Genomic DNA, 16704 nt, shown 5'->3' with positions numbered 1-16704 from the left:
GCAGACCGCGGCCGCGCCACCTCTGTAACGGTTCGATAACGGCACTTTGCGTCAACGCGTTTGACGCTCCTAGCTTCAGGTCAAACGATTGATGTGTCTTTGCAGTCGAACATCAAACGATTGATGCCATTGGAGTCACCATGATCACGCTGAAGGATCTCGCCGCAGCTGTCGGCGTGAGCGCGTCCGCAGTGTCTCTGGTGCTCAATGATCGCCACCAGGGGCGGGTGAATTCGGAGACAGCGAACCGGATCCGCACTGCGGCAGCTGAGATGGGGTACATCCCGAACGTGCTCGCGCGGGGGCTCCGCACAAAGCGCACGCACACGATCGGCCTGCTCTCTGATGGCGTGGCGAGCGTTCCCTTCGCCGGGCGCATGCTCGAAGGAGTGCAGAGCCGCGCCTGGGACTCGGGATATCTGGCGATGATCATCGAGACGATATCCCGTCCCGAGCTCGTTACCCAATCCTCACGATCGCTCCTCCAGCGAGACATCGACGGGATGATCCTCGCTGCCGACTACCACCGAGTTGTCGAGCTACCACCCATCCCTCCCACTCTGCCCGTTGTCATTCTCAACGGGAGCCCTGCGCGAGGCGTTATGGCAGACAGCGCAGTGCCGGACGAGGAGGGCGGCGCCCGCTCTGCCGTCAGACGACTCCTCGCAGCCGGGCACCGTCGCATCGCCTTCTGCAATGTGGGCGGGGATCGATTCGTCGCCTCCCAGCTGAGACAGCGTGGATTTCTGGAAGCGCACGCCGAGAACGGGATAGCCGCGGACCCCACCCTCATCGTCGAGCTACCCGACCCGAGCACTACCCATGCTCTCGGCCACCTCAGGGAATTGCTCTCGACCACTGCGAGGCCTACCGCCTTGTTCTGCTTCTCAGACCAGATCGCGTTCGCCGCCTATCAGATCTGCGCCGAACTCGGACTTCACGTTCCTGAGGATCTTTCGATCATCGGGTTCGACGACCAGGAGTTCATCGCCGACGCCCTTCAACCGGGGCTCACCACGGTTCAACTGCCGCACCGGGCCATGGGCGTTTGGGCTGCGGAGCGGGTCATAGACCGCATACATGGGGATGCGGACGGGCCACCGAAATCGGTGCGCATCGCCTGCCCCCTCATCGAAAGGGACTCTGTAGGCCCGCCGGCGGGCTGATCCCACCTCTCATTCTCCCGGTGACGCAGATGCGCCACCGGTACCCCGGCACGCCATGGCGCGCCACCCCTCTCACCGAAAGACCGATCCACCACACGGAGGAAACAATGGCAACCATCACGCGCAGGTCACTGCGTTTGGCAGTCGGCATCGCGGCCGCCGCCGTTGCAGTGACGTCCCTCACTGCTTGCGGGTCGTCGGGCGACGACGCCGGCAGCGACACCTTCACCATCCTGCAGTACGAAAACCCCGAATCCGCACAGGGTCAGGGCTGGCAACTCGCTCTCGAGCTGTTTCAGAAGAAGCATCCCGACGTGAAAGTCGACTTCCAGACCACAAGCTTCGATGCCATGCGGCAGAACGCGAAGATCACACTCACCGGGGACAACGTCCCTGACGTGATCGAGTTCAACAAGGGCAACGCCGACGGTGGCCAGCTTGCGGGACAGGGTCTGCTCACCCCGCTGAACGATCAGGTGAAGAAGTACGGCTGGGACAAGAAGGTCACCGGTGCCATGCAGGCTTTCGCTCAGTACAACGAACAGGGTCTCGCGGGCTCCGGCGACTGGTACGGCGTCCCGAACATCGGCGAGTACGTGATGTTCTACTACAACAAGGATCTCTGGGCGAAGGCAGGCATCACCGAGGAGCCCACCACCCTCGAAGAGTTCGAGGGCATCATGGACAAGCTCCTCGCCGCGGGCATCACGCCGATCTCCTCGTCGGCGTCGACGAGTCAGGGCTTCAACCAGATGTGGATCTGGTACTCCCTGGTCGCAGCTGAAGCGGACCGCACGTCGATCGATGACTTCATGTTCCTGCGCGAGCCGGTGGACTTCTCGAAGGCGCCGTGGAAGGACGCAGCTGACCGGTTCCAATCGTGGATCGACAAGGGCTACGTCGGAGACGAGCTCGGCGGGCTGAACTTCGAGCAGGCGACGGTGAACTTCCTCAGCGGAGACAAGGCGATGCTGATCTGGAACCAGGGCGAGTTCGCCCGAATCCGCGAGCAGGCGACGTTCGAGTGGGACTACTTCACCCTCCCCGGCGCGAACATGCAGATGGGCTCGAGCGGTCACCTGTGGGGCGTGCCCGCGAACGCGAAGAACAAGGAGCTCGCCTACGACTGGATCGACATCACGCTGAGCGAGGAGGTCCAGAACAAGATCGGCCAGCTGGGCGGGCTCCCCCTCGCGGGCGACGCGTCGACGATCGACGACGACCTGACCCGCGAGTACACCGAGCGGTTCAACGAACTCCTCGACGCGGACTCGCTCGCCTTCTACCCGGACTACCCTGTTCCCGGCTTCCTCGACTTCATCCAGTCGAACATGCAGGCGATGTCCAACAAGAACGAGACCGCCGACGAGTACACGGACAAGCTCCAGAAGTTCTACGACGCCGGCCGCGAGACGGCTCTGGCCGGCTGACCGACAATGGGGGCCGTCCTTGCGGGCGGCCCCCATTGTCTCGCCAAGGAGACCCCCATGTCATTGACCACCACCGTGGCACGACGGCGTCCGCTGGAGCGGCACGCCGCCTACTGGCTCTATCTGCTCCCTCTGGCCGCCGGCTTCCTCATCGTCGTCGGCGCCCCGTTCGTCATGAACGTGTACACGAGCTTGTTCCACTGGAAAGGCGGCCTGGCGCCGATGCGCTGGGCCGGTCTCGAGAACTACATCCACCTGTTCCAGGACGACACATTCTGGCGTTCATTCCAGAACACGCTGGCGATGATCGTGGCGATCACGATCATCCCCACGACTATCGGCATCTTGCTGGCCGCGCTCCTGTTCGACTACCTCGGCCGTCGGTTCGGCGACAAGGCCATCGCCGTCCTGCGCGCGACGTACTACGTGCCGCAGATCCTGCCGATCGCAGTCGCCGGTTTCATCTGGGCGTGGATCCTCGACACTCAGAATGGGTCGATCAACCTTGCGCTCAAAGGCTTGGGAATCACCAATCCCCCGGATTGGCTGGGTAACCCGGACATCGCGATCTACGCCGTCATGCTGATGCTCATCTGGCTGCAGATCGGCTACCCCGTCGTGATCTTCATGTCCGCATTGCAGCGCGTCGACCCGGAGCTCTACGAAGCCGCAGAGCTCGACGGTGCAGGATGGTGGCGCCGCTTCCAGGCGATCACCATCCCTCAGATCCGTCCCGAGATCTTCGTCGTCGTGCTCACCGCCACCATCGCCGCTTTGAAGGTGTTCGCCCCGATCCTCATCCTCACCGGCGGCGGCCCCGAGGAGTCCACCACCGTGCCGTCGTACTACGCGTATCGCAATTTCTTCGAACTGTCGCGAGTGGGCTATGGCTCGACGATCGCCACGGTGATGTCGATCGTCATCTTCGCCGTCGCCACCGTAATGCTCGTCTGGCAGCACCGCGAGACCCGCAAGGAGCACCGCTGATGGCCACCATGTCTCTCATCAATCCCACCGCCTTCGATCGGCCGCGCCGCACCCGTATGAACTGGGTAATGCTCACCGTCGCGATTCTGGTTGCCGTCGTCATGGCCTCGCCATTCCTGCTGCTCGTGCTCAACGCGTTCAAGACAGGTGCCGACTACTCCGCGCACGGTCCGCTGGCCTGGCCGACGACCTTCACCTTCGACGCCTTCATCAACTACTTGAACAGGGTGAACTTCCCGCTGGCACTGTGGAATTCCATTCTCAGTTCGACAGTGATCGCGTTCGCCGGCACGGGGCTGGCGCTCCTGGCGTCCTACGCGATCGGCATCGGGCGGATCCGAGCACACACAGCCGTCACTGCGATCCTGCTCATCGCCACGATGGTGCCACACGAGGCGCTGATCTACCCGCTCTTCTACGGCGCTCAGGCGACCAAGACTCTGAACACGATCTGGTCGATCGTGATCGTGTTCACGATCCTCTGGGCCGCCTACGGGACCTACATCCTCTCCAGCGTCATGTCGACCTTCCCCCGGGAGATCCTCGAAGCCGCCGCCATCGACGGAGCGTCGCGGTGGCGCATCCTGTGGAGTGTCGTCTTCCCCATCGTGCGGCCGACGCTAACCGTTCTGGTCGTCTTCACCTTCATCTGGTCGTGGAACGAGTTCTACATCCCGCTCATCCTGCTCGCGGACCCCGCATCGCAGACGGTGCCAATCGCACTGTCCACCCTCCGTGGACAGCATTCGATCGACATCACGGTCGTCAACGCCGGGTCGCTGCTGTCCCTGATCCCCACGCTTATCTTCTTCCTCATCTTCCAGCGCACCATCAGCCGCGGCGTGACCGCGGGCGCAGTGAAGTAGCCCTACGAAAGGACACAACACGATGCCCAACTCCTGGAACAGACTCCGCAATGACGACACCATCCGCAGCCACGCGATCAACGCTGAGAACCCGACCGGGGCGCGCGGATCCGCCGGAGCTGCAAGCTCGAAACTCGGCCCGGGGCGCAAGGGCAGTGCGTGGTACGAGCTGCCCGCGGGCGGCACCGTCACGCTTGCCGAGATTTCCGGCAACGGTGTGATCCGCCATATCTGGATCACGGTGACCGACAAGACGCCCGCGGGTCCGTTCGTGCTGCGCGACCTCGTGCTGCGCGCATACTGGGACGGAGCAGAGCATCCTCAGGTCGAGGTACCGCTGGGCGACTTCTTCTGTAACGGCTTCGCCGCCAGGGCCCTCGTCACGTCAGAACCGATCGTCGTCGCCCCGACCGGAGGTATGAACTCGTACTTTCCGATGCCATTCCGCACCTCTGCGCGCATCGAGGTCACGAGTGACCACGGCGATGACATCGGTCACCTGTTCTTTCAGATCGACTACACCACCGGCGATGACTTCGACGACTGGCCCGGCTACTTCCACGCGCAATGGCGGCGGAGCAACGGCACGACGTCGCTCGGTGAGGACCATGTGATCGTCGATGGAATCGAAGGCACCGGCACCTACGTCGGCACGTACGTCGCACTCGCCTCGCTGCAGCGCTACTGGTGGGGAGAAGGCGAGGTCAAGTTCTACATCGACGGCGACTCCGATCTACCGTCGCTGTGCAGCACCGGCCTCGAGGACTACGCGGGCGGCGCATGGGCGTTCCAGGATGCCCTGCGCGCCGACCCGGAGCCCCAGCCGATTCCGTTCAGCGCACCATACTTCGGCTACCCGTTCGCCAGCGCGAAGGATGAGACGAAGGCATCCGAGTTCTGGACTCCGATGCTGCCCATGCACGCGGTGTACCGCTGGCACCTGCCTGACCCCATCTTCTTCCAGGAGAACCTGCGGGTCACGCTTCAGCAGATCGGCACCTGGGAACACGGTCTCTTCGAACGCGCCGACGACATCTCCACCACGGCGTACTGGTACCAGACCACCCTGTCCGCACCGTTCCCCGCATTGCCCTCCGCAACTGAGCGCACGCCACGCTGAGCTTGAGCGGTTCCCGCTGGATGCACCCTCACCGGTATCTGGGCAAGCATCCAGCGGGAATCAGCGCTAAGGTCTCTGGTCAGTCCTCACGGAGCTGCCCGGTCGCCCGGCGGGTCGAGGGAATCGCCCCTCCGAGAACTCCGCTTCGTGCGCAGTCACTGTTCGCTCTCACCACGCGACACAGCATTGCGTCCACTAGCAGCGTATCCCTCACCACGGACTGGTCCGCACCTGGCTCAAGTGTCCGATCGCGCGCTTCAGCTCGGGCGAGATGCCACCCCTTCACGTCGCGCACGGTGGCGCCATGAATGGGCTCGACGCGGAAGCCCGTCGCGTCAGCGCGAGTCGGGTAGACCCGCGTTGTCAGCGCGATGCCGTCGACGAACACTTCGAGTGAGGAGCGGTCGAGGAGGATGCGGACGTCGATAGTCGCCCCGGCTCCGGGTACCTCGCCCCGGTGCGGGGAGGCATCGACCGTGTCGTCCAGGGATGCTCGCGACCGGTCGACGCTCACCTCGATGGTGGACGGGGAACGCCGCAGGGTGATGACTGTCTGTTCGGCCTCGTCGTCGGTGGCGAACACGTCGATCCGCACGGCACCGTCGTCCGGTACGTCCACCGAGAGCTCTGCTTCGGCTTGCACGGATGACGCGGCGAACCCTGCGCCGCGCGGTTCGAACGCCAGTGGCGCTTCGCGCAGCATGGCGAGCTCGGCGACCGGTTCCTGGCGCACGGTGAGTGTGTCATCGAGCCAGAGCCGCCGCGGGATGGCCATGGCGCCCGACCACCCGGCGGCGTGCTGTGCCTGCGCGGGACGGGCTTCTTGCATCCATGACCACAGCACCCGTCGGCCGGATTCATCGGCGAACGTCTGGGGTGCGTAGGCGTGCCGGCCGCCGAGGTCGAGGCGCTGGTACGCGTGCGCGTCGAACCGGTCGTCGTGGTAGGTACCGCGGACGATCAGGGAGTGGCGGGTGACGTCTTCGTGCCATGCTGAGAAGATCAGCAGATGCGGGTCGTGCGTTCGGGCGTCGGGTGGTGCGGAGGTGCCGTCGGGGGTGAAGCGGAAGAAGTCCACGCACTCCCACATCGTGCCGGACCAGGCGTCGTCGTCCTCGGGAAGTGCGGAGGCGTCGCCGATGATGAGCGGGCCGAGCTCGCGCCAGTGGATGAGGTCGTCGGACTCGTAGAGGAATGCGCACCCGCCTCGGCCGTGCAGGCCGCTGCCGATGAGCTGGCGCCATGCCCCAGTCTCACGCCACACGCAGTGATCTCTGAACCCGGTGACGCTGTACCGTTCGGGCGGGCTGGCGATCACCGGGTTCCCCGGTTCTTTCTGCCACCGATCCAGCGATGTGTCGGAGCGCGCCACGCAGGCGGTCTGCGTCGGCGTCGCGGCGGAGTTGCCGGAATACACGATGGTGGGGGTTCCGTCGTCGTCCACGAGCACCCCCGACCAGCATCCGTCGGCATCGGGACCGCCGTCGCTGGGAGACAGAGCGATCGGTCGGTCGTGCCAGCGCACCAGGTCCGTGCTGATCGCATGCCCCCAGCGGATGCGATTATGCTCTGCAGTCAGCGGGTTGTACTGATAGAAGAGGTGGAACACGCCGTCGCGTTGCGCGACGCCGTTCGGGTCGTTCAGCCACCCGGCTGGGGAGGTGAAGTGAAACGCGGGCCGGAGCGGGTCGGCGAGTGCCGCCTGGCGAAGGTCGGTGTCAGGTGCAGTCATCGTGGCGGCTCCGCGATCGACCCACGATCGCACAGCGACGGTGCCAGGCGCACGACCCGGTGATCGACGTCGGGGTCGGCGATGCGTGTCAGTACCAGTTCGACGGCGGTGGAACCGATCTGTTCGGTCGGTTGCGCGAGGCAGGTCACGGGATGATCGAGAAGGTCGACCCACTCGATGTCATCGAATGCCGCGAACGAGACGTCTCTCGGAACGACGAGGTGGAGATCGGACAGCGCTCGCAGGATGCCGAGACTCATCACGTTCGACAGGGAGAAGATCGCTGTCGGCCGGTCCGGTCGGTCGAGCAGCCGCGTGGTGGCCTGACGCGCTTGTCCTGCGTCGAAGACGTCCAGTACGGCGAGTGCTTCGTCGCAGACGAGACCACGTTCCGTGTGCGCCTTCCTCCATCCCTGCAACCGTTCGACGGTGCTGCTGTGACCGGCGCGACCTCCGACCACGGCGACACGTCGATGGCCGGCGTCGAGCATCTGCCCGACGACGTCGGCCACGGAGCCGACGTTCTCCACGAGCACCTGGTCCAGTTCGAGCGGGACCGCCCGGTCGACGAGGACGACGGGCACGCCGATCTGTTCGATCTGCTCGAACGAGACCGGATCCGTCGATGTTGTCGGGGCGACGATCAGCCCGTCGACCTTTCTCTCCACGAGCGCGTCGATCGCTTCGTGCTCGAGTGTCGGGTTCTCGTCGGCGTCCGCGACGAGCAGCGTGTATCCGCGAGTGCGCAGTGCGCTGGCGATGCCCCGCATCACGGCGGTCGAGTACGAATTCGACACATCGGAGGCGACGAAGCCGATCGACTCCGATGTCGCCGTCCGCAATGCCCGCGCGTACGGGTTGGGACGGTACCCGGTGCTCGCGATCGCGTTGCGCACCTTCTCCACCGTCTCGGGGCTGACATACCGGGTGCCGTTGATGACATGGGATACCGTCGCGGTGGACACCCCGGAGATTCGGGCGACATCCGCGAGCGACGTAGGCATGGTGTCCTTCCCGTGTGTGCGTCGCGCGGACGCCTTCGGGTGAAGCCTACTCGTCCGGGGGCTCACATCTCGTGTCACAGGCTCAGCTCTCGCACACGGATATCCGACACGGTCACGGTTCCTGCGGCTGCGACGAATCCCAGCCGGCCCCGGGGCACATCGTCGAGCGCGAAGCACTGGGTGAGCACGTCATCGATGTAGACCTCGACGAAGGTGCCCCGCACCAGCACCCGGAACCGGCTCCCCTCGGCGCGCAGCGGTGTCGTGCCGACGCCCTCTTCGTCCCAGAACGAGTACCCGTTCGTGCGGCCCATCTCAAAGCGTCCGGCAGCATCCAGGGTCAGGACTGTCCCATGCCAGGACTGATCCCCCTCGAGGATGATCCCCGCCGCCACGGGACGCTCGTCATACGCGGTGCCCCGCAGAGTCGCTTCGATGCACATGCCCTGGGCGAAGTCATACCGGAACGGCATCATGGCGTGAGCGTACAGCGGCGCTTCGACGGTCACCGAGCCGTCGGAGCCGACCGTCAGAGACTGTGCGAGCCGGGCTTCGACCAAGTCCACAGTGCGGGGCAGGTCACGCCCGAGCATCGCGTCGTTCCCGGTCCACCAGTGCAGCGAGAGGATGCCGTCGGTGATCTTCGCTTTTTTCAGCGGCGCCATCCAGGTGCCCATCTTCGGCATCACCGTCGCGATGAACCGTCGCGAATCCAACGAGTGGTGGGCGACCAGCAGATCCTCGCCACAGGGGTAGAAGCGCGCGAAGTAGGTGTGGTGTCCCATCGACGACACGAGCACGGGGGGCTGGTTCGGATCGAGTTCGAACGGGCCCTCCTGTGCGTCGGCACGCAGAACATAGACACCTCCCACCGCCTGGGAGTGATGCTTGGCCCAGTCGAGCCCGAGGGGGATCTCCGCGAGCGCGGCGAACATGAAGTACTGCTCTCCCACGCGGGTGGTGCCGCCGATCTCCAGCCGGTCCGGCCAGGTTCCCGGTTCGATGACCGGGGCGCCCGTGGTGAAGACGATGCCGTCCTGGGACGTGACCGACGCGCATGTGCCGCGCAGGCCGACCGGGCCGTCCTTGGCGACGGCGGTCACGTATCCGAAGAAGCCGTCTCCGCTCGCATCCGGGTTCACCCAGATGTTGTCCCAGCGTTGCTGCGAGATCTCCGTCTCGTCGGCGTACCACTCGGCGCTCGCCTGTGACACAGAACGTTCTGCCGGGATGCGCCGCCAGTGCAGGAGGTCGTCCGACTCGGCGAAGAAGATCTCCAGCAGGCCGTTCCTGCTCTCCGAGAAGTTGAAGACATACTTGTCGCCGGCTTTCCAGGTGTGCCCGGCGCCGAGGTACTCCGCGTCGGGGGCTTTGGTGATGATCATCCCGTGATCGGCGAAGTGCACTCCGTCCGTGGAGGTCGCCAAGCCGATTCCGTCCCACGGACGATCGGGGCGGGAGTTCGCGAGGTAGAACAGGTGGTGGATCCCGTTCTCGTGGTACAGCCACACGTCCCAGAGCGTCGAGTTCGTGGTGGACGAGAAGAGCATTGCTGGTGCCTTTCGGTTGTCGTTCGCGGTGAAGGGTCGGGTTACTTGATGGATCCCTGGGCGATGCCCTGGATGAACTGGCGCTGCAGCAGCACGTAGATGATGATGCTCGGGATGGCGGCGAGCACGGTCGACGCGGCGACCAGCACCGTGTTGGAGGTGAACGCGGTCTTCAAGAACGCGAGCCCCAACGGCACGGTTCGCAGCTGCTCCGTGTTGATGAGCACGAGCGGGATGAGGTAGTCGTTCCACACCGTCAGAAAGGTGAGCACGACGGTCGCTGAGACGGCGGGACGTGCCAGCGGTACCATCACGCGCAGGAACGCGGTCGTCTCGCTGCCGCCATCGATGAACACCGCTTCGCGCAGCTCACCGGGAAGGTCCTTGAACGCGGCGCGCATGATGAACACGGCGAGGGGCAGGCATATCGCCGACTCCGCGAGCACGAGTCCGGGCAGCGTGTTGTACAGGCCCAGGCTCTGCTCAATGAACGACAACGCCGTCACGATGCTCACCGCCGGCAACATCAGCCCGATGAGGAAGACCAGGAAGATCACCTCCCGCCCCCGGAATCGCATCAGCGCGAACGCGTACCCGGCGAGGCTCGACGCGGCGACGACGATCACCAGTGTTGGGACCGCCACGACGATGCTGTTCAGGATGTACCGGCCGATACCGGCCTCGTTCCAGGAATCGACGAAGTTGCTGAAGAGCCAGTCGTTGGGCAGTCCCAGCGGGTTCGTCGCGAGTTCGGTGTTGCTCTTCAGCGCGATCGACACGATCACCGCGACCGGTGCGAGCGACACGAACGCGACAAGCACGAGGATGACCTGCAGGCCCACCCGCCCGGCCCCCTTCTTGATGCTGGTACCACTCATGCAGAATCACGCTCCCTCGACCGCAGGTAGACGACAGTGGTGATCAGGATGATGAGCACCATGAACATGGCGATCGCCGACCCGTAGCCGATGCTGAGGTTCTGGAAGGTCTCGCGGTAGATCTTCGTTCCGAGCACCTCCGTGGCGCCGGCCGGGCCACCGGCGGTCATCACGAACACGATGTCGAACACGCGCACCGTATTGATGAAGACCACCAGCACCACGATGTTCGTGGTGTTCGCGATCGCCGGCAGCGTCACGTAACGGAACCGCTGCCACGCCGATGTGCCATCGACCTTCGCCGCGTCGTACAGCGACGGATCAACCGCGTTCAGCCCCGAGAGAAACAGCGTCATGCAGAAGCCGTACCCCGTCCAGTTCGCCGCCGTGGCCAGCGCGAACAGCGCAAGCTGCGGGTCACCCGTCCAGTTCTGTGCGAACGCGTCCAGCCCGACGGACCGCAATCCGGCGTTCAGGGTGCCGAACGACGGGTGATAGATCCACCCCCACGCCAGCGCCACGACCACGGTCGGCAGCACGTACGGCAGGAAGTAGATCGCCCGGTACGCCGTCCGCCCACGAGGTTTCTCCTGCTGCAGGATAATCGCCAGCGCCAGCCCGATCACGATCGGGAAGACCGCGAGCAGCACCCATTTCAGGTTGTTCCACGCCGCCGACCACACCGAACCATCGGCGAACATCCGCACGTAGTTGTCCAGGCCGACCCAGTCGTACCCGGCCGAGATTCCGTCCCACTTCCAGAAGCTCATCACCGCCGTCTGAACGAGCGGCGCGAGGAGGAAGACACCGTAGATCGCTGCAGCCGGCAGGATGAACAGGTAGGGCGTCAGCTGCCAGCGACGCGTACTCACTTCACCTCAGCCCACGCGGCCTGATCCTTCTCCAGCTGCGCCTGCAGCTGGTCGACGACCTCTTGCGGTGTCGCCGTACCGCCCAGGATCCCCTGCAGACCGGAAACCCACACCTGCGTCTCCTCCGCGCTGTTGTTGAACCCGATATCGACCGGGCCGCCGTTGTCACCAGCGTCCTGGATGATCTGCATCGCCTCCTGCTGCGGACCGGTCATCGAATAGTCGGCAGGGTCGAACGCCATCGCGGGGAACCGCTGATCCTTCTCGATCCAGGACGGGAACGTCGAAGCGTCGGTGAAGCCCTTCACCAGGTCGAGCACAGCCTGACGCTTCTCCTCCTTGCCGTCGAGCGAGGACGAGAGGAACCAGGCCTTCCCGGTGCCGACGTACGCCTGGAACGGCATGCCCTCCGCGACAGGGAACCCGGTGAACCCGAACGTGAACGCGTCCGGGTTGGCCTTCTCGCATTCGGCCATCGCATTGAACATCCACGGGCCCTTGACCATGAACGCGGTCCCGCCCGAGCAGAAGTCTGCCGTGTGGTTCTCGTCCGGGATGCCGCTCGCATCCGCGGTGAAGTACCCGGCGTCATTCCACTCCTGGAACTTCTGGAGCATCTCCAGCCAGCCACCGTCCGTGTACGCCCCGTCACCGTCTGATGTCGTGGCGACGATCGTGTTGGTGGGGATGGTCGCGTACCCGAGCGCGTGCATCATGTGCAGGCCCGCATAGCAGGGGCCACCACACGCGAGCACCATTGGCGTCGTGCCATCGCCAGACGCCCGCACCGTGTCCATCGCGGCTTCCAGATCCTTCAGCGTCTTCGGGACCGCGATCCCGAGCCGGTCGAGGATCACCTTGTTGTACATGAGCCCGACTGTCTCCAGCTCATTGCCCACCGCATAGGGCGTGCCCCCATACGTCAGCCGCTGCTGGGTCGAGGGCACCAGGTCATCCCACCCGTTCTCCTCCCAGACATCGTCGAGCGCGGACACCTGCCCCACGTTCACATAACGCCCGAGGTGGTTCGGCTCGGTGCCCGTATACACCAGATCAGGACCCGACGCCTTCCCGAGCGTGCTCGGGAGCTTCACGTCGAAATCAGCGGTATCCATCACCACGGCGTTGACGGTGTATCCGGGATGCGCGTCCTCGAAGTCCGCGATCACCTGCTTCGCCGTCTCGGTCGAAATACCGCCCTCGTATCCCCAGTAGTTGATCGTCTTGTCGTCAGCCCCGGACTGCCCCGCACTACCAGTGCATCCGGTCAGCATCACGACCGCCGTGATCACGGCCACGACGCCGCACATCGTTCGTCTCATCTCAATCCTCCATTGGCTTGGTCGAGCTCGCCCGTTAGGTAACCGATTACGTAATCGGTTACGTCGAGTAAAGCGCTGAGATTCGCCACTGTCAAGAGCGCCCTCAGAGCTCGGTACAGCTCAGACGAGCTCGCCCCGGTGGGGCGGGTTCGCTCCGCGTCTGGACACGGTGACTGCTGCTGCTCGTGCGGCCCAGTCGAGGATCGACATCAGGTGGCTCGTGTCCGTGGTTCGCAGAGCTGCGCGAGCGGAGCCGGTTGACCACCCCGCATCGATCAGACCATCGATGATGGCGCCCATGAAGGCGTCTCCCGCTCCAACGGTGTCCACGACGTCGGCTGGACGGCCCGGCACATGGATTTCCCCTGATTCCGTGATGGCGAAGGCGCCGTCCGCGCCCTCCGTCACGATGACGATCGCAGGTCCCGATCCGTGCCAGGCGCGGGCGGATGCGCGAGGGTCACGGTCAGGGTAGAGCCACCGAAGGTCTTCATCGCTGGCCTTGACCACGTCTGCGCGCCGGACGAGTGCTTCGACTTGTTGCCGGGCGATGTCCTGATCGGGGATGAGGGCGGGGCGGATGTTCGGATCGTAGGTGACCAGCGTGTCATCGTGCTGCTGGTCGAGCAGCCGGAGCAGGTCCGTTGCCCCGGGCTCGAGCAGACCGGCGATCGATCCGACGTGCACGAGATCCGCTCGCTCCGGGTGGGCGCCGGCGAGGGTCCATTCGATATCGAAGACGTAGGTGGCCGCTCCCGTCGCGTCCAGTTCCGCGGTCGCGGTCGCTGTCCGTGCGATCTCGATGGGCACGGCTGTGACGCCGGACTCGGCCAGCCATTTCCGCAGGAGCTGCCCGTGATCGTCCTGGCCCAGCGCGGTGAGCAGCTGGGGCGATCGCCCGAGGCGGCCAAGGGTGATCGCGACGTTCGCGGGACTGCCGCCGGGGTTCTCGTCGATCGTGCCGTCGGCACGGTGGACGACGTCGATCAGAGCTTCGCCGACGACGAGGACTCGGGGGGCGATCATGGCCGCCATCCCGTGACCGAGGCGGGAGTGAGGAAGTTGAGCGTGCTGCCCTCTCCGACGATGTGGTCGGCGAGATGCGTGTTGAATGTCATTCCCGCGTCCGCGCGAAGATGCGCGTCGAACGCCTCCTGGTCGCGGTACACCTCGAACACGAAGAAGTCCGCGAGCGAGTCCACTCTCCGGCACACGTCAAAGACGATGTTGCCGGGCTCGTCGCGGACGAGCTCGGCGTAGTCACCGATCAGCCGCATGACCTCGTCCTCGGATCCGGGACGGGCGGTGAATTCGGCGTGCAGGACAACGGGGTGGTCCACTGTGGGCATCTTCGTCCTCTCGTGAAGATTCTGCTGGTCGGCACCCAGACGGGTCTGCGTGTGCGCCAGACGGGTCTGCCTGTGCGATGGCGTGCAAGCGATCGGCGGGAGGCCACGGTGCCCACGACGGGCCGTGGCCTCCCGCGTGTGTTCACGGGGTGGTGGAGATGACGACGTCCCCGACGGCGATCGCACCGTCGGCGACCTCGATCGACAGCTGCGAACCTGCGGGAGCGTTGAAGCGTGCGTTCAGGGCCACGTCGTCGATGTACAGCGTCGCGATGTCACCGTCGAAAACCAGCGCGACAGCGTGTTCCGCGCCGTCGTCGATGGAGAGCGGACGGTCCAGATCGCGGTTGTCGAACTGCCCCCACGGCCAGTTCGGGAACCGGTCGAACTCCAGACATCCCTCGGCGGCGCGCAACGCGAACTGGTAGCCGGCCTGCGCGGTCGGGTCTTCCCCGAAACGGATGTTCACCACCCGTGTGCCGGGGTTCACGCGCAGTGTCGTCGAGACGAGCGCCGTCTGCGGAACCTCGGCGGCGAGCACCTGCTGCGCGGCTCCGTCACGACGTTCGAGACGGAACCCGGGGGTGGTCGACACGGTTCGTGACGCGAGGTGTGCCGAGACCGCGTCGGGGATCTTCGCCCCCAGCGTCCCATCGGGCCGCACGACGATCTCGTGGATCACCAGAGTGCCGCCCCACTGCCACGTCTTGGTGTCGTCGTCGTCCCAGCGGGTGGGCACCCAGCCGACCAGGTAGCGGCGCTCACCGTCGGAGACCGAGCGTGCGGCGTAGTAGGCGCGCCCGTCGAAGGCGTCGTCGACGGGCGCCTCCCACGGCCCGTCCAGCGATCGCGCACGACGGTAGATGGTCTTGGACTTGTCGGAGTACTCGGTGACCAGGTGGTACCACCAGTCGCCCTCACGGAAGAGGTCGGGCATCTCGTGCATCGTGTACAGCCCGGGCGCCCAGAAGTCTCCCTGGAACTCCCAGGTCTCCAGATCCTTCGAGGTGAACGCGACCGTGCTTCCGGTCGCCTGCGTCTTCGGCCCCGCCTTGCGGGCGCCGAGGATCATCAGGTACTCACCGCGCTCGTCATCCCAGATCACCCACGGGTCCCGCCAGTCGTCGGGGTCGTACCCGGGCTGCGGTGCGACAACGGCCTTGTCGGTCTTGGTCCAGTGGATGAGGTCGTCGCTCTCCGCGATCATGAGCACCTGGGAGGGCTTGCCCGCGGCTTCGAAGTGGTCGCGGTTGTAGCCGGTGTACATGGCGATGAACTTGCCGTTCGCGCGGATGACGGATCCGGCGAAGATGAACTGATCCTGGTCGTGGTCTCCGCCGCGCACGATGGCGTCGCCGAGGTCTTCGTAGGTCACGAAGTCGGCGGTGCGTGCCAGCGCCCAGCCGAACGGCTCGCAGTTCGGCAACGGTCCCGGATTGCGCAGATCCCTCTGGTGGAAGAGATAGAACGCGCCGTCATGATGGATCGGCATGCAGTCGCCGAACCAGGTTCCGGGATGCTGGTAGTAGACCTCGGGCATGGATTCTCCTTTGTGGGGTGATGGGACAAGTCGAGATGGATGCGGGGACGCGGGTCAGATCTTCGCGCCGCCGAGGCTGGAGGCGAACACCCGCTGGAACAGCAGGAACACGATCACGGTGGGCAGTGAGACGAACAGGGCCCCGGCGAGGACCACCGGCGGGCCGACCGTGCCGTAGTTCGACTGCAGACCAGCCAGCGCCGCCATCACGGGGCGGATCTCCTCCGAGTAGCTGAGGGTGATGCCGAACAGCAGCTCGTTCCACACCCAGACGAACTGGAAGATGAACGCCGCGGCCAGCGCCGACTTCGACAACGGCAGGAAGAACCGGGTGAACACGGTCCACCAGTTCGCGCCGTCCAGCTGCGCGGCCTCGTTGATCTCGGGTGGGACCGACAGCATGTGGTTGCGCATGATGAAGAACGAGAACGGCACGCAGGTCGCGACATAGATCAAGAACAGGCCCCACCGGGTGTCATACAGCCCGGTCTCGGCGTAGCCGGTGAACAGCGGACGCAGGAACGCCTGGGCGGGAAACAGCGCACCCGAATAGATCAGCCAGAACCAGAACGTGCGCCACCCGCCTGGGATGGCCGAGACGGCGAACCCGGCCAGGGCAGCGACGAGGACGGCGAGTGCGCCAGCGACGACGGCGTACAGCAGGGAGTTCATCAGGGATGGTCCGAGGTCGACCGCCTGCCAGGCGATGGCGATGTTCTCGAACAGGGCGAAGTCCTTCGGGAACCAGGCGACCTCGCCGTTGTAGGCCTGGTTGGAGGTGAAGGCGTTCACGATGATCAGGTAGGTCGGAATGAACCAGAGCACGGCGATCAGGATGATCAGCGCAGAGCGCAGCGCGGTACCCGCGCGGAATGTGGTCTTCATGAT

Annotated in this window: 15 protein-coding genes; 5 read left to right on the top strand and 10 right to left on the bottom strand. The window is 65.0% G+C overall.

The features are described from left to right. The first annotated feature begins 140 nt into the window (after positions 1–140). The 5 genes from FFS56_RS04330 to FFS56_RS04310 all read left to right on the top strand — a co-directional run bounded on the left by FFS56_RS04330 (position 141) and on the right by FFS56_RS04310 (position 5569). Positions 141–1166: a LacI family DNA-binding transcriptional regulator gene (locus FFS56_RS04330; protein WP_137772085.1), complete on the top strand. Its 1026-nt coding sequence runs from the start codon at positions 141–143 to the stop codon at positions 1164–1166. A 107-nt stretch (positions 1167–1273) separates the two neighbouring features. Beyond that, positions 1274–2596, top strand: coding sequence for an extracellular solute-binding protein (locus FFS56_RS04325; protein ID WP_137772084.1), 1323 nt, complete (start codon positions 1274–1276; stop codon positions 2594–2596). Positions 2597–2653: 57 nt separating this feature from the next. Next, positions 2654–3583 (top strand): sugar ABC transporter permease, encoded by a 930-nt coding sequence (locus FFS56_RS04320; RefSeq protein ID WP_137772083.1) that lies wholly within the window; start codon positions 2654–2656, stop codon positions 3581–3583. Next, positions 3583–4449 carry a carbohydrate ABC transporter permease gene (locus tag FFS56_RS04315; RefSeq protein WP_021200855.1) on the top strand — a complete coding sequence of 289 codons (867 nt, stop codon included), beginning with the start codon at positions 3583–3585 and terminating at the stop codon, positions 4447–4449. Before FFS56_RS04320 ends, FFS56_RS04315 begins: the two co-directional genes overlap by 1 nt. Positions 4450–4471: 22 nt before the next feature. Beyond that, entirely contained in the window at positions 4472–5569 is a 1098-nt protein-coding gene (locus FFS56_RS04310; protein ID WP_137772082.1) for a glycoside hydrolase family 172 protein, read from the top strand. A 79-nt stretch (positions 5570–5648) separates the two neighbouring features. Here FFS56_RS04310 and FFS56_RS04305 read toward each other — a convergent pair whose 3' ends face one another. The 10 genes from FFS56_RS04305 to FFS56_RS04260 form a co-directional block, all read right to left on the bottom strand. After that, a complete protein-coding gene (locus FFS56_RS04305) occupies positions 5649–7301 on the bottom strand; it encodes a glycoside hydrolase family 32 protein (protein WP_137772081.1) in 1653 nt (550 codons plus the stop codon). After that, positions 7298–8305 (bottom strand): LacI family DNA-binding transcriptional regulator, encoded by a 1008-nt coding sequence (locus tag FFS56_RS04300; protein ID WP_021200858.1) that lies wholly within the window; start codon positions 8303–8305, stop codon positions 7298–7300. The genes FFS56_RS04305 and FFS56_RS04300 overlap by 4 nt, the downstream gene beginning before the upstream one ends. 74 nt (positions 8306–8379) lie before the next feature. Next, on the bottom strand, positions 8380–9855 hold the full coding sequence (locus FFS56_RS04295) for a hypothetical protein (RefSeq protein ID WP_137772080.1): 1476 nt from the start codon (positions 9853–9855) through the stop codon (positions 8380–8382). A gap of 41 nt (positions 9856–9896) precedes the next feature. Beyond that, positions 9897–10733, bottom strand: a complete 837-nt coding sequence (locus tag FFS56_RS04290; protein ID WP_046398986.1) for a carbohydrate ABC transporter permease — start codon at positions 10731–10733, stop codon at positions 9897–9899. After that, on the bottom strand, positions 10730–11605 hold the full coding sequence (locus FFS56_RS04285; RefSeq protein WP_137771929.1) for a sugar ABC transporter permease: 876 nt from the start codon (positions 11603–11605) through the stop codon (positions 10730–10732). Before FFS56_RS04285 ends, FFS56_RS04290 begins: the two co-directional genes overlap by 4 nt. Next, a complete protein-coding gene (locus FFS56_RS04280; RefSeq protein ID WP_137771930.1) occupies positions 11602–12927 on the bottom strand; it encodes an ABC transporter substrate-binding protein in 1326 nt (441 codons plus the stop codon). The genes FFS56_RS04285 and FFS56_RS04280 overlap by 4 nt, the downstream gene beginning before the upstream one ends. 120 nt (positions 12928–13047) lie before the next feature. Further along, positions 13048–13953, bottom strand: a complete 906-nt coding sequence (locus FFS56_RS04275) for a carbohydrate kinase (protein ID WP_171010979.1) — start codon at positions 13951–13953, stop codon at positions 13048–13050. After that, on the bottom strand, positions 13950–14276 hold the full coding sequence (locus FFS56_RS04270) for an antibiotic biosynthesis monooxygenase family protein (RefSeq protein WP_137771931.1): 327 nt from the start codon (positions 14274–14276) through the stop codon (positions 13950–13952). Before FFS56_RS04270 ends, FFS56_RS04275 begins: the two co-directional genes overlap by 4 nt. A gap of 142 nt (positions 14277–14418) precedes the next feature. Beyond that, positions 14419–15816 carry a hypothetical protein gene (locus FFS56_RS04265; protein ID WP_021200865.1) on the bottom strand — a complete coding sequence of 466 codons (1398 nt, stop codon included), beginning with the start codon at positions 15814–15816 and terminating at the stop codon, positions 14419–14421. A gap of 54 nt (positions 15817–15870) precedes the next feature. Beyond that, positions 15871–16701 carry a carbohydrate ABC transporter permease gene (locus FFS56_RS04260; RefSeq protein ID WP_137771932.1) on the bottom strand — a complete coding sequence of 277 codons (831 nt, stop codon included), beginning with the start codon at positions 16699–16701 and terminating at the stop codon, positions 15871–15873. Positions 16702–16704 lie beyond the last annotated feature (3 nt).

The organism is Microbacterium sp. Beta (assembly GCF_005502545.1).
Lineage (GTDB): Bacteria > Actinomycetota > Actinomycetes > Actinomycetales > Microbacteriaceae > Microbacterium > Microbacterium oxydans.
Note: the sequence above shows the minus strand (reverse complement) of the source record. Positions and strands in the feature narration are given on the sequence as shown.

Coding starts and splice junctions, on each gene's coding strand:
- FFS56_RS04330 (WP_137772085.1), top strand. CDS start 141: ATGATCACGCTGAAGGATCTCGCCGCAGCTGTCGGCGTGAGCGCGTCC.
- FFS56_RS04325 (WP_137772084.1), top strand. CDS start 1,274: ATGGCAACCATCACGCGCAGGTCACTGCGTTTGGCAGTCGGCATCGCG.
- FFS56_RS04320 (WP_137772083.1), top strand. CDS start 2,654: ATGTCATTGACCACCACCGTGGCACGACGGCGTCCGCTGGAGCGGCAC.
- FFS56_RS04315 (WP_021200855.1), top strand. CDS start 3,583: ATGGCCACCATGTCTCTCATCAATCCCACCGCCTTCGATCGGCCGCGC.
- FFS56_RS04310 (WP_137772082.1), top strand. CDS start 4,472: ATGCCCAACTCCTGGAACAGACTCCGCAATGACGACACCATCCGCAGC.
- FFS56_RS04305 (WP_137772081.1), bottom strand. CDS start 7,301: ATGACTGCACCTGACACCGACCTTCGCCAGGCGGCACTCGCCGACCCG.
- FFS56_RS04300 (WP_021200858.1), bottom strand. CDS start 8,305: ATGCCTACGTCGCTCGCGGATGTCGCCCGAATCTCCGGGGTGTCCACC.
- FFS56_RS04295 (WP_137772080.1), bottom strand. CDS start 9,855: ATGCTCTTCTCGTCCACCACGAACTCGACGCTCTGGGACGTGTGGCTG.
- FFS56_RS04290 (WP_046398986.1), bottom strand. CDS start 10,733: ATGAGTGGTACCAGCATCAAGAAGGGGGCCGGGCGGGTGGGCCTGCAG.
- FFS56_RS04280 (WP_137771930.1), bottom strand. CDS start 12,927: ATGAGACGAACGATGTGCGGCGTCGTGGCCGTGATCACGGCGGTCGTG.
- FFS56_RS04275 (WP_171010979.1), bottom strand. CDS start 13,953: ATGATCGCCCCCCGAGTCCTCGTCGTCGGCGAAGCTCTGATCGACGTC.
- FFS56_RS04270 (WP_137771931.1), bottom strand. CDS start 14,276: ATGCCCACAGTGGACCACCCCGTTGTCCTGCACGCCGAATTCACCGCC.
- FFS56_RS04265 (WP_021200865.1), bottom strand. CDS start 15,816: ATGCCCGAGGTCTACTACCAGCATCCCGGAACCTGGTTCGGCGACTGC.
- FFS56_RS04260 (WP_137771932.1), bottom strand. CDS start 16,701: ATGAAGACCACATTCCGCGCGGGTACCGCGCTGCGCTCTGCGCTGATC.